Annotated in this window: 11 protein-coding genes; all 11 read left to right on the top strand. The window is 68.0% G+C overall.

What is annotated here, in order from left to right:
- The first annotated feature begins 99 nt into the window (after window positions 1-99).
- Entirely contained in the window at window positions 100-1,086 is a 987-nt protein-coding gene (locus tag ACIA49_RS03910; RefSeq protein ID WP_396375572.1) for a Gfo/Idh/MocA family oxidoreductase, read from the top strand.
- A gap of 38 nt (window positions 1,087-1,124) precedes the next feature.
- On the top strand, window positions 1,125-2,009 hold the full coding sequence (locus tag ACIA49_RS03905; RefSeq protein ID WP_396375571.1) for a sugar phosphate isomerase/epimerase family protein: 885 nt from the start codon (window positions 1,125-1,127) through the stop codon (window positions 2,007-2,009).
- Window positions 2,010-2,029: 20 nt separating this feature from the next.
- On the top strand, window positions 2,030-2,971 hold the full coding sequence (gene iolC / locus ACIA49_RS03900) for a 5-dehydro-2-deoxygluconokinase (protein WP_396376032.1): 942 nt from the start codon (window positions 2,030-2,032) through the stop codon (window positions 2,969-2,971).
- A gap of 1,316 nt (window positions 2,972-4,287) precedes the next feature.
- The gene (locus ACIA49_RS03895; protein ID WP_396376031.1) at window positions 4,288-5,172 is read left to right on the top strand and encodes a deoxyribose-phosphate aldolase; all 885 of its coding nucleotides are present in this window, start codon (window positions 4,288-4,290) and stop codon (window positions 5,170-5,172) included.
- Window positions 5,169-6,080: a 5-deoxy-glucuronate isomerase gene (gene iolB, locus ACIA49_RS03890; protein WP_396375570.1), complete on the top strand. Its 912-nt coding sequence runs from the start codon at window positions 5,169-5,171 to the stop codon at window positions 6,078-6,080. Before ACIA49_RS03895 ends, iolB begins: the two co-directional genes overlap by 4 nt.
- On the top strand, window positions 6,077-7,987 hold the full coding sequence (gene iolD / locus ACIA49_RS03885; RefSeq protein ID WP_396375569.1) for a 3D-(3,5/4)-trihydroxycyclohexane-1,2-dione acylhydrolase (decyclizing): 1,911 nt from the start codon (window positions 6,077-6,079) through the stop codon (window positions 7,985-7,987). Before iolB ends, iolD begins: the two co-directional genes overlap by 4 nt.
- Before the next feature lie 3 nt (window positions 7,988-7,990).
- Window positions 7,991-8,884, top strand: coding sequence for a sugar phosphate isomerase/epimerase family protein (locus ACIA49_RS03880; RefSeq protein WP_396375568.1), 894 nt, complete (start codon window positions 7,991-7,993; stop codon window positions 8,882-8,884).
- A gap of 85 nt (window positions 8,885-8,969) precedes the next feature.
- The gene (locus tag ACIA49_RS03875; RefSeq protein WP_396375567.1) at window positions 8,970-9,965 is read left to right on the top strand and encodes a substrate-binding domain-containing protein; all 996 of its coding nucleotides are present in this window, start codon (window positions 8,970-8,972) and stop codon (window positions 9,963-9,965) included.
- 9 nt (window positions 9,966-9,974) lie between these two features.
- Complete coding sequence (locus ACIA49_RS03870; RefSeq protein WP_396375566.1) at window positions 9,975-11,021, top strand: ABC transporter permease; 1,047 nt, start codon at window positions 9,975-9,977, stop codon at window positions 11,019-11,021.
- Window positions 11,018-11,875, top strand: coding sequence for an ATP-binding cassette domain-containing protein (locus ACIA49_RS03865; RefSeq protein ID WP_396375565.1), 858 nt, complete (start codon window positions 11,018-11,020; stop codon window positions 11,873-11,875). The genes ACIA49_RS03870 and ACIA49_RS03865 overlap by 4 nt, the downstream gene beginning before the upstream one ends.
- Window positions 11,875-12,894 carry a Gfo/Idh/MocA family protein gene (locus ACIA49_RS03860; RefSeq protein WP_396375564.1) on the top strand — a complete coding sequence of 340 codons (1,020 nt, stop codon included), beginning with the start codon at window positions 11,875-11,877 and terminating at the stop codon, window positions 12,892-12,894. Before ACIA49_RS03865 ends, ACIA49_RS03860 begins: the two co-directional genes overlap by 1 nt.
- Window positions 12,895-12,897 lie beyond the last annotated feature (3 nt).

Here is a 12,897-nt window from a genome sequence, read left to right as displayed (position 1 = left end):
TGTTGACAAACTATTGACACCTCCGGCGCGGCCAGGAAAGCTGGCGGCGGTGGTTCCGGTGCCGGCCGGCTGCCGTGCGACGACGGAAGAGGGCAGCGGATGCGGATCGGGTTGGTCGGGGTCGGGCGGATCGGTGCGTTCCACGCCGCGACGCTCAAGGGGTTACCGGCGGTGGATCAGGTGGTCGTCGCCGATGCCGATCCCAGCCGGGCCGAGACGGTCGCCAAGGAGCTTGGTCTCTCGTTCGCCCCGGATGTTCCCGGTCTGCTCGCGGCGGGACTCGACGGGTTTGTGATCGCCGCTGCCACGGGTGCGCACGCGGAGCTGATCGCCGCGGGCGTGGCGGCCGGCGTACCGACGTTCTGTGAGAAGCCGGTCGCGCTCGACCTGGCGGAGACGCAGCGGGTGGTCGAGCTGGTCGAGGCTGGTGGGGTGCCGGTGCACATCGGTTTCCAGCGTCGCTTCGATGCCGGGTATCAGGCTGCTCGGGCCGCGGTCGAGTCGGGTGAGCTGGGGTTCGTTCACCACATCCGTGCGAACACGAACGACGCGTCGCCGCCGCACCGCGAGTACATCCCGCAGAGCGGCGGTTTCTTCCGGGACTGCACGGTGCACGACTTCGACATCATCCGGTACGTGACGGGCCGCGAGATCGTCAGCGTGTATGCGACGGGCGCCAACCGCGGCGAGGCCTTCTTCGGCGAGTACGGCGACGTGGACTCCGCGGCCGCTCTGCTCACGCTGGACGACGGCACCTTCGCCATGGTGAGCGGCACCCGGTACAACGGCGCCGGTCACGACGTGCGGATGGAACTGCAGGGCAGCCTGGGGTCGATCGCCGTCGGGCTCGACGAGCACACCGCGCTGCGGTCGGCCGAACCCGGAGTGAACTTTCCGGCCGGTCCGCCGCATCTGACCTTCATGGATCGATTCCAGCCGGCGTATGTGGCTGAGCTGACTGCCTTCACCGAGGTGGCCGCCGGGACGCGTGACGTGCCGTGCACGGTCCGCGACGCGCTGGCGGCGTTCCGGGTCGCCGATGCCTGTGAGTTGTCCCGGCACGAGAACCGTGTCGTCACTGTCTGATTCACCTTCCATTGTTGCGATAGAGGAGACTGTGCTCGATGACTGACCTGGCTGCCCGGATCGCGGGTGCTCCGATCTCGTGGGGTGTCTGCGAAGTTCCCGGCTGGGGCTATCAGTACGACGCCGAGACCGTGCTGGCCGAGATGCGAGCCGTCGGGCTCGCCGCGACCGAGTTCGGGCCGGACGGGTTCCTGCCCGAGGATCCGGCCGAGAAGGCGAAGCGGTTGGCCGACGTGGGACTTCGTGCGGTCGGTGGATTCGTTCCCGTCGTACTGCATGATGCGGCGCACGACCCAGCGCCTGAGGTTGCGGCGGCGCTGGAAGGTTTCGTTGCTGCTGGCGCGACTACGCTCGTGCTGGCGGCCGCTACTGGCAGCGATGGGTACGACGATCGGCCGGTGCTGGACGACGCCGGCTGGAGCACGCTGGTCGGGAACCTGGACAAGCTCGCGGAGCTCGCTGCTCGCAGTGGCGTGCTGGCCACGATCCACCCGCACGTCGGGACGATGGTCGAGAACGCTGCTGATGTTGAGCGGGTGCTGGCTGGTTCGTCGATCGGGCTGACGCTCGACACTGGTCACCTGCTGATTGGTGGGGTCGACCCGGTGGCGTTGACGCTGGCGCACACCGATCGGATCAAGCACACGCATCTGAAGGACGTCGATGCGGCGTGGGCCGCGAAGGTGCAGTCGGGTCAGGTGACGTACACGGACGCGGTTCGGGACGGGATGTACCGGCCGCTCGGTCACGGCGACATCGATCTCGGCGCGATCGTGAGCACGCTCGAGCAGTCCGGGTACGACGGCTGGTACGTGCTGGAGCAGGACACGATCCTCACCGACCGCCCGGACGACGAGGGCCCGGTGGTCGACGTACGGGTGAGCATCGCGCACCTGCAGGCGATCGCCGAAGCCGTGCGATGACGGACGGGACGGGGAGTTTGATGGTGGACGACGTACTGACCATTGGGCGGATCGGTGTCGACCTGTATCCGTTGCAGATCGGGACGCATCTGGAGGACGTGACGTCGTTCGGGAAGTTCCTTGGTGGGAGCGCTACGAACGTTGCTGTCGCGGCGGCCCGGCACGGGCGGAAGTCGGCGGTGATCAGCCGGACCGGGAACGATCCGTTCGGGACGTTCATCCATTCGTCGTTGCGTGAGCTCGGGGTCGACGACCGGTTCGTGACGCCGGTCGAGGGACTGCCGACGCCGATCACGTTCTGCGAGATCTTCCCGCCGGACAACTTCCCGTTGTACTTCTACCGGTTCCCGAAGGCGCCGGATCTCGTCATCAACTCGTCCGAACTCGACCTCGACGCGATCCGGAACGCCTCCATCTACTGGTCGACCGTGACGGGCCTGTCGGCCGAGCCGTCTCGGTCGGCGCATTTCGCCGCGTGGGAAGCGCGTGGGCGTCGTCCGATCACCGTGCTCGACTTGGACTACCGACCGATGTTCTGGGCCGACCCGAGCGAGGCGCACTCGCAGGTGAGCCGGGCGCTCGAGTACTGCACAGTTGCCGTCGGCAACCGTGAGGAGTGTGAGGTCGCGGTCGGCGAGACCGATCCGGACAAGGCGGCTCAGGCTTTGCTGGACCGCGGACTCGAACTGGCCGTCGTCAAACAAGGCCCGAAGGGCACCCTCGCCCGCACCCGCGACGAGCGCGTCGAGGTCCCACCGCATCCGGTCGAGGTCGTCAACGGCCTCGGCGCCGGCGACGGCTTCGGCGGAGCCCTCTGCCACGGCCTGCTGGCCGGCTGGCCCCTCGAGAAGATCATCCGCTTCGCCAACACGGCCGGTGCGATCGTCGCCTCCCGCCTCGAGTGCTCCACCGCCATGCCCACCACCGCCGAGGTCCTGACCACGATGGGGGAGCCCGCATGACCGACTCCCGCCGTCCCATCCCACTGCGTCAAACCACCCCCGAGGACCCCACCATCCCCGTCCCCAACGACGAAGTAAGCCCCACCGACCCCACCGTCGTCCAACGCCGCCCCGACGCCCCACCCGCACACCCCGGGAACGTAAGCCCCACCGACCCCACTGTCGTCCAACGCCGCCCCGACGCCGCACCGGCACACCCCAGCGACGTAAGCCCCACGGACCCAACCGTCGTCCAGCGTCGTGCCGCCCCAGCGCACTCGCAAGGTGTGAGCTCCACGGACCCGACTCCCGTCCAGGCCCCTGCACAGTCCCGCGGAACGCAGCCGCGCGAGGTAAGCCCCACGGACCCAACCGTCGTCCAGCGCCGTGCCACCCCTGCGCACTCGCAAGGTGTGAGCTTCACGGACCCGACTCCCGTCCAGGCCCCTGCACAGTCCCGCGGAACGCAGCCGCGCGAGGTAAGCCCCACGGACCCAACCGTCGTCCAGCGTCGTGCCGCCCCAGCGCACTCGCAAGGTGTGAGCCCGACGGACCCGACTGTGGTTCAGCGCCGCCCGGACCCAGCGCACTCGCAAGGCGTGAGCCCCACGGACCCGACGGTGGTGCAGTCGGTCCAGGCGGCACGGGCGCGACGGCAGGCCGGCCTGCCGAACGATCCGACGATCGTGGCGCGCGTCGAACTGCCCGGCGCCGACGACCCAACAACCGTCGTCCCGACGAACCCCGCCGGCGAGCCCACCATGGTGGTAGCCGCCAACGACCCAACCATGGTCGTCCCAACAACACCTCCGCCCCCGACCCACCCCGACGCCCCAACCAACCCCGCCCCGGCAAACGCTCAGACCGCCGCCCACACAGGCGTGAACGACCCAACAGCCGTCGCCCAGGCGAATTCCCACAGCGCGCATCACGCGGGTGCGGACGATCCCACCGTCGCTCAGGCGGATTCTCATGGCTCGGCTTACACGGGTGCGGACGATCCGACCGTCGTCGCTCAGGCGAATGCGGGTTACGTGGGTGCGGATGATCCGACGGTTGTCGCGCCGAATGCTGTGTCTGGCGCGGAGGTGGGCGCCGGTGATTCGACTGTCGGGGTGCCCGCGAATGCACCGTCGGGTGTCGGTCCGGCGGCACCTCCGTTGCCGAGTGTGGTGGCAGCTGCGCCTGGGGTTGCCTATCCGGCAGCTGGGGTTGACGGGTCGGCTCGGGTGGTGCCGGTGGTGGATTCTTGGCATCCGGCGACAGAAGGTGGACGACCTCGGCCGGCTGTGGAGCCGGTGGGGCTGTCCGAGGGAGCGCCCGGCCGCGACGACCTCTTGACGCGGTTGAACGAGTTGACGGAGATCCGGGTACGCCAGCCGGAGCGGATCGCTGAGGCCTGGCAGCGCCGGCGGACTCGCGAGCTGGTGGGTGCGGACGGTCGACTGCTGATCGTCGCGGCTGACCACCCGGCGCGCGGTGCACTCGGCGTCCGGGATGACCATTTCGCGATGGGTAGCCGACCCGGCCTGATCCAGCGACTGGTGACGGCGCTTGAGCGACCCGGAGTTGACGGCGTACTGGCCACTCCGGATGTGCTCGAAGACCTGTTGCTGCTCGGCGCGCTCGAGGGCAAGGTCGTCATCGGCTCGATGAACCGTGGTGGTCTGCAAGGCTCCTCCTTCGAACTGGATGATCGCTTCACCGCCTACGGCTCCGCGGCGGACATCGCGTCCCGCCGGCTTGACGGCGGCAAGATGCTGACTCGGATCGACCTCGCCGACCCCGGCACGGTCGCGACGTTGGAGGCGAGTGCGAAGGCCGTCACCGAACTCGCCGAACACAAACTGATGGCGATGGTCGAACCGTTCTGGTCGACCCGCAAGGACGGTCGGGTCACGAACGTGCTCGACGCCGACTCGGTGATCAAGTCCGTCCACATCGCCGCCGGCCTTGGTGCCACCAGCGCCTACACCTGGCTCAAGCTGCCGGTCGTCGACAACCTCGAACGCGTCATGGACGCCACCACCCTGCCGACTCTCCTCCTCGGCGGCGACCCAACAGTCGCCCCCGAAGAAACCTATGCACGCTGGGGCAAAGCACTAGCCCTCCCTTCGGTTCGTGGTCTGGTCGTTGGACGAGCGCTTCTCTTCCCACCGGACGGCAACGTCGCCTACGCCGTAGACCAAGCGGCCGCCCTCGTCCACGGAGGTGTTGCATGACGGAGTGGTTCAAGCCGGCAGGCAGTACGGCGCGGGGCGCGTTCGACGTCGCGGTGACTCCCGGGGACAAGGACTGGGAGTACAGCGGCCTGTACGTCGCCACGCTCCGCCCCGGCCAGTCGATCGAGTTCGACACCAACGACTGTGAATACCTCGTGCTGCCGCTCAGCGGATCGGCCGAGGTGATCGTCGACGGTGAGACCGTTCCGCTCGGTGGGCGGGCCGACGTCTTCGCCGGACCGACCGACCTCGCCTACGTCCCGCGGGGCACTGCCGTTGCTGTCACCAGCGCCGGTGGCGCCCGCATCGCCTTCCCGCATGCGAAGGCCGCGAACGACTACCCGTTCCGCCGCATCGGTGTCGAGAACGTGGAGACCGAACTGCGGGGTGCGGGAGTCTCCTCCCGGCAGGTTCGCAACTTCGGTACGCCGGGTGTGCTCGACGCGGACTCGATCATCGCCTGCGAGGTGCTCACCCCGGCCGGGAACTGGTCGTCGTACCCGCCGCACAAGCACGACGAACACAAGCCTGGTAAGGAAAGCGTGCTCGAAGAGATCTACTACTTCGAGCTGCAGCTCTCCGACGCCGCCCCGGAAGGTGTCAAGGGCAACGACCCGATCGGCTACCAGCGGGTCTACGGTACGGCGGACCGGCCGATCGACGTGCTCGCGGAGGTCCGCGACGGCGATCTGGTCCTGGTGCCGCACGGCTGGCATGGTCCGGCAATGGCGCCTCCTGGCTATGACATGTACTACCTGAATGTGATGGCCGGCCCGGGCACGGAACGCGAGTGGCTGATCACCGACGATCCGCAGCACGGCTGGGTGCGTGAGCTCTGGGCCACGCAGCAGATCGATCCCCGCCTGCCGTTCGAGCAGGAAGAATCTCTCGGAGGAGAAGAGTCATGACGGTGCGTCTCACGGTCGCGCAGGCGTTGGTGCGATTCCTGAGCGTCCAGTACTCGGAGCGTGACGGTGTCCGGCAGCGGCTCATCGCCGGCACCCTGGGCATCTTCGGCCACGGGAACGTCGCCGGCGTCGGCCAGGCACTGCTACAGGCCGAGCTCCAGGACCCGACCGCCCTGCCGTACATCCTGTCCCGCAACGAGCAGGCCATGGTGCACACGGCGGCGGCCTTCGCCCGGACCCGGGACCGGCTGCAGACCTATGCCTGCACAGCAAGCGTCGGCCCGGGCTCGACCAACATGGTGACCGGCGCAGCCCTCGCCACGATCAACCGCCTCCCAGTCTTGATCCTCCCTTCGGACGTGTTCGCAACCCGGGTGGCGACCCCCGTGCTGCAGGAGCTGGAGAACTTCGGCGCCGGCGACGTGTCGGTCAACGACGCCTTCCGTCCGGTCTCGAAGTACTTCGACCGCGTCTGGCGTCCCGAGCAGCTGCCGTCGGCGCTGCTGAACGCCATGCGCGTGCTGACCGATCCGGTCGAGACCGGCGCGGTGACGTTGGCGCTGCCGCAGGACGTGCAGGCCGAGGCCTACGACTGGCCCGAGGAGCTCTTCGCCGAGCGCACCTGGTACGTGGCGCGCCCGTTGCCGGAGGCATCGATTGTCGACAAAGCGGTAGATCTCCTACGGTCCGCGCAGCGACCGCTGATCGTCGCCGGCGGTGGCGTGCACTACTCCGGCGCCGAGGATGCACTGCGCTCGTTCGCGGAGGTGACCGGCATCCCAGTGGCAGAAACCCAGGCAGGTAAGGGTTCTCTGGTCTACGATCACCCGCAGTCGATGGGTGCGGTCGGCTCGACCGGTACGACGGCAGCGAACGCGCTGGCGCGCGAGGCCGACCTGGTGATCGGCATCGGCACTCGCTACAGCGACTTCACGACCGCCTCCCGGACCGCCTTCGCCAACCCGGCGGTGCGGTTCGTGAACATCAATGTGGCGCGCTTCGACAGTGGTAAGCATGCCGGCCTTCCTCTCGTCGCGGATGTGCGGGAAGCCCTTGTTTCGTTGGGATCCGCGCTCGGTGACTGGTCCGTCGACACCAAGTACACCGCGGCGGCCACGGAACTCTCAAGGAACTGGGACGGCATTGTCTCGGCACATTACCGGCCCTCGGACGAGGTGACCGGGAAGCTCGCGGAAGGACTGCTCACCCAGGGCCAGGTCCTCGGTGCCGTCAACGAATTGTCGGCGCCGTCTGATGTAGTCGTCTGTGCGGCCGGTTCGATGCCGGGCGACCTGCACAAACTCTGGCGGACCCGCGACCCGAAGGGATACCACGTCGAATATGGCTTCTCCTGCATGGGTTACGAGATCGCCGGCGGTCTGGGCGTCCGCCTCGGCGCACCCGAGCGCGACGTCTTCGTCATGGTCGGCGACGGGTCGTACCTGATGATGTCGAGTGAGCTGGCCACCGCGGTCCAGGAGAACCTGAAGATCATCGTGGTCCTCGTGCAGAACCACGGCTTCGCCTCGATCGGCGCCCTCTCGGAGTCACTCGGTTCGCAGCGCTTCGGCACGGCGTACCGCAAGCGCACCGGCGACGGCCGGCTGGACGGCGACTACCTCCCGGTCGACCTCGCGGCGAATGTCCGTAGCTTCGGCATCGAGGTGCTCGACGTGCACAGCCGCGACGAGCTGGAGAAGGCGATTCACACCGCGAAGGCGGCGACCGGACCGATCGCGATCCACGTCACCACCGACCCGCTGATCGGCGCGCCGGACAGCGAGGCGTGGTGGGACGTTCCGGTGAGTGAGGTCTCCGAGCTGCAGTCCACGCAGGCCGCCGCGGCGTCGTACGAAGAGAGCAAGAAGGCTCAGCACTCCTACCTCGCGCCGGTCGAAGGCGACTGATCCATGGCATCGATCAACGTCGGTACGGCGCCGGACTCGTGGGGAGTGTGGTTTGCCAACGACCCGCAGCAAACCCCATGGACGCGGTTCCTCGACGAGGTCGTGGAGGCCGGATACACCCGGATCGAGCTCGGGCCGTACGGCTACCTGCCGACCGACCCCGCACAGCTGAAGGCAGAGCTTGACCAGCGTGGCCTGACCATGACAGCCGGTACGACGTTCGAGCAGTTGCACCGGCCGGATGGCTGGGAGACGACCTGGCGTGATGTGGCGCCGACGGCCGAGCTGGCAGCCGCGATGGGCGCCAAGCATCTCGTCGTGATGCCGTCGATGTGGCGGGACGCGGACGGCAGCATCGTCGAGGAGCGTCTCGACCACGCCGGCCAGGCCGCGCACGGCAAGGAGGTCACCGAGCTCGGCCGCCGGGTCGCGGAGGAGTTCGGTGTCCGGTTGCAGTACCACCCGCATGCCGATGGTCACGTCGACAACCAAGGCACCGTCGAGCGCTTCCTCGAGGAGACTGATCCGGAGCATGTGGGGCTGTGTCTCGACACCGGCCACATCAGCTACTGCGGCGGGGACAACCTCGAGCTCGTCCGGAAGTTCCCCGACCGCATCGGTTACCTGCACCTCAAGCAGGTGAATCCCGAGGTCCTGGCGGCGATCGACGGCCAGGGGCTCAGTTTCGACCAGGCGATCGAGCGTGGTGTGATGGCCGAGCCGCCCACCGGCGTACCGGAGTTTCCGCCGTTGCTGGCGGAGCTGGCCGGGCGGGACGTGGAGCTGTTCGCGATCGTGGAGCAGGACATGTATCCCTGCCCGCCGGACGTGCCGCTGCCGATCGCGGCCCGGACGTTGGCCTATCTGAGATCCCACGGGGGTGGCGTATCGGTGTGATGGCCAGCAGAGTGTGAAACTCGCTGGTCCCAACGCAATTTCTCCGCGGCTGGTTCGCGGAACATCTGAAAGGCTGGTTGGAGTCATGGTTCGGTGGCACAAGAAGGCAGTGGCCGCGGGCGCGGCGTTCGTGCTCGCCGCGGCACTCGCCGCGTGCAGTTCCTCCGGGGGCAAGCAGGAGGAGCAGGGCTCGAGCGGCGGTAGCGGCAACGTCGCGAACACGCCGCGGATGAAGGTTGCGCTGATCACCCACTCAGGGCCTGGCGACACCTTCTGGGACATCGTCCGGCGGGGCGCCGAGGCGGCCGCGCAGAAGGACAACATCGAGCTGCAGTACTCCAGCGACCCGGACGGCGCGGCCCAGGCCAACCTGGTCCAGACGGCGATCGACGCCAAGGTCGACGGCATCGCGGTGACGCTGAACAAGCCCGACGCGGTGATCCCGAACGTGAAGAAGGCGATCGCGGCCGGGATCCCGGTGACCGTGCTGAACGGTGGCCTGGACACCTGGAAGAGCAGCGGCGCGATCGGGTACTTCGGCCAGGACGAGCGGATCGCCGGTCAGGCCACCGGGGAGAAGCTCAAGGAGCTCGGCGCGAAGAAGGTCATCTGCGTCATCCACGAGCAGGGCAACGTCAGCCTGGAGGCGCGCTGCCAGGGCATCAAGGACAAATTCGGCGCCGTCGAGAACGTGAACGTGACGGGCTCCGACCAGCCGGGTACGCAGGCGACGCTGACCGCGAAGCTCCAGCAGGACAAGACGGCCGACTACGTGGTCGCGCTGAACGCCGGAGTCGCTCTGACCGCGGTGACGGCGGCCAAGACCGCGGGCTCCGCGGCCAAGATCGCCAGCTTCGACATGAGCAAGGAGATGGCCAAGGCCGTCCAGGACGGCACCGTGCAGTTCGCGGTCGACCAGCAGCCGTACCTGCAGGGCTACCTGGCGGTGGATGCGATCTGGCTGAACAAGACCAACGGCGACACCATCGGCGGTGGCGAGGCGACCCTGACCGGTCCGGCCTTCATCGACAAGACGAACATCGAGGCCGTCGCCAAGTACGCCACGGCCGGAACTCGCTGAGGTAGCGCCATGGCATCGACCATCACCGCACCGGCCTCGGCCGACGACCGGGTCTCGGCCCGGTCCGTCGGGGCGCGGCTGCTCAGCCGGCCCGAGATCGGATCGCTGGTCGGCGCAGCGGTCATCCTGGTGTTCTTCCTGATCGCCGCACCGCCGTTCCGCGACATCAACAACACCGGCACGATCCTCTACCAGGCTGCGCTGATCGGCGTGATGGCGGTGCCGGTGGCGCTGCTGATGATCGGCGGCGAGTTCGACCTGTCGGCCGGGGTCGCGGTCACGACCTCCGGCCTGACCGCCGGCCTGTTCGCCTACCAGCTCAGCCTGAACGTCTGGGTCGGGATCCTGCTCGCCCTGGTCGTCTCGCTGGCGGTCGGTGCCTTCAACGGCTGGCTGCTGATGCGGACCGGGTTGCCCAGCTTCCTGGTGACGCTGGGCACCTTCTTCATCCTGCAGGGCCTGAACATCGCCGTCACCCGGCTCGCGTCGGGTGCGGTCGCCTCGAACTCGGTCAGCGACATGGACGGCTTCAAGTCCGCCCAGCAGGTGTTCGCCTCCGAGTTCAAGCTGGGCGGCGTGACGATCAAGATCATCGTCGTCTGGTGGATCGTGTTCGTCGCGATCGCCGCCTGGGTGCTGCTGAAGACCCAGATCGGCAACTGGATCTTCGCGGTCGGTGGCGACGCCGCGGCCGCCCGCGCGGTCGGCGTCCCGGTGAAGAAGGTGAAGATCGGGCTGTTCATGGCGGTCGGGTTCTTCGCCTGGTTCGCCGGGATGCAGCTGCTGTTCGTGCAGAACGGTGTCGTGCAGTCCGGTGAGGGCGTCGGCAAGGAGTTCCTCTACATCATCGCCGCGGTGGTCGGCGGCTGCCTGCTCACCGGTGGCTACGGCTCGGTGGTCGGTGGTGCGGTCGGTGCGCTGATCTTCGGCATGGTGCAGCTCGGCGTCGTGTACGCCGGCTGGAACCCGGACTGGTTCAAGGCCTTCCTCGGGACGATGTTGCTACTGGCCACGATCGTCAACCTGATCGTCAAGAACCGGGCGGAGGCACGATGACCACGACCGAGAGCTTCGCGTCCGAGGCTGCCAGCAGCCCGACGACACCGATCGTCCTGTTGGAAGACGTCGGCAAGAGCTACGGCAACATCCACGCGCTGCGCGGGGTGTCGCTGGCGGTGCGTCAGGGCGAGATCACCTGTGTGCTCGGCGACAACGGCGCCGGCAAGTCGACGCTGATCAAGATCATCGCCGGTCTGCACGACTACACCTCGGGCAAGATGTCGGTGAACGGCGAGGAGCGGCACTTCTCCTCGCCGCGGGAGTCGCTGGACAGCGGGATCGCGACCGTCTACCAGGACCTCGCACTGGCGCCGCTGATGTCGGTCTGGCGGAACTTCTTCCTCGGCAACGAGCTCACCCACGGACCGTTCCGGCAGCTCGACGAGCGGGCGATGAAGCGGATCGCCCAGGAAGAGCTGACCAAGATGGGGATCTCGATCCCCGACCTGGAGCAGCCGGTCGGCAAGTTGTCGGGTGGTCAGCGGCAGTGTGTCGCGATCGCGCGCGCCATCCACTTCGGCGCCAAGGTGCTGATCCTGGACGAGCCGACCGCGGCGCTGGGAGTGAACCAGTCCGGAGTCGTGCTCAAGTACGTCGTGAAGGCGCGAGACGCGGGGATCGGCGTCATCTTCATCACCCACAACCCGCACCACGCGTACCTGGTTGGCAACCACTTCGTGGTGCTCAAGCTCGGCCGGGTCGCACTGGACACGCACCGCGCCGACATCACGCTGGAGCAGCTGACCACGGAGATGGCCGGCGGGTCCGAGCTGGAGGCGCTCAGCCACGAGCTGCGTGACCTCACGCCGGATCCGAGGCCGGACGACGTCGTACAGGACAAGGAGAAGTAATGAGTGATCTGCGGATCGGCATCGTCGGGGTGGGCGCGATGGGCGCCGACCACGCCGAGCGGATCGTGCGGCACACCTCGGGTGCGCGGTTGGTCGCGGTGTCGGATCCCGACACCGCGCGGGCCGAGGAGTTGGCCACTCGGCTTTCCGGCCAGAGCGCGGTCCGGGTGATCGAGGACCCGCTGGCGTTGATCGGTACCCGCGAGGTGGACGCGGTCATCCTGGCGTCACCGGGGTTCGCGCATGCGGAGCAGCTGTTCGCCTGCCTCGAGCACGGCAAGCCGGTGCTCTGTGAGAAGCCGCTGACCATGGATGCGGCATCCTCGTTGCAGGTCGTCGAGGCCGAGCACAAGCTTGGCCGGCAGCTCATCCAGGTCGGCTTCATGCGGCGCTTCGACCCCGAGTACGCCGCTCTGAAGCAGCTGCTCGACTCGGGGGAGCTCGGTCGCCCGCTGCTGCTGCACAACGTGCACCGCAACAAGGCCAACGGCCCCGGGTTCCGCAGCGAGATGATCGTGCGCGACTCGATGGTGCACGAGGTCGACGTCGCGCGCTGGCTGTTCGACTCCGAGATCACCAAGATCACTGTGCACGCGCCGAAGCCGACGAGCGCCGTACCGGAGGGTGTGCTGGACCCGCAGTTCGCGGTCTTCGAGATGGCGAACGGGGCGATGGCCGACGTCGAGGTCTTCGTGAACTTCCAGGTCGGCTATGAGGTGCGCTGCGAGGCCGTGGCCGAGCGCGGGAGCGCGACCATCGGGCTCGGCTCTGGTGTCCTCACCCGCGCGGCCGGACACTGGGGCGGTGCGATGCCCGAGGACTTCCGAGTCCGTTTCGACCGCGCCTACGACATCGAGGTCCAGCGCTGGGTCGAGGCGGTCGGCCGCGGCGAGATCGACGGTCCGAGCGCTTGGGACGGCTATGCGGCAGCTGCGGTCTGTGAAGCCGGGGTCGCATCGTTGAGCACCGGTCAGCCCGTCACTGTCGACCTTGCCGACCGCCACGCGGTCCTTGGCTGAAAG

It is taken from the genome of Kribbella sp. NPDC051587 (assembly GCF_044453945.1).
Classification (GTDB): Bacteria; Actinomycetota; Actinomycetes; order Propionibacteriales; family Kribbellaceae; genus Kribbella.
Note: the sequence above shows the minus strand (reverse complement) of the source record. Positions and strands in the feature narration are given on the sequence as shown.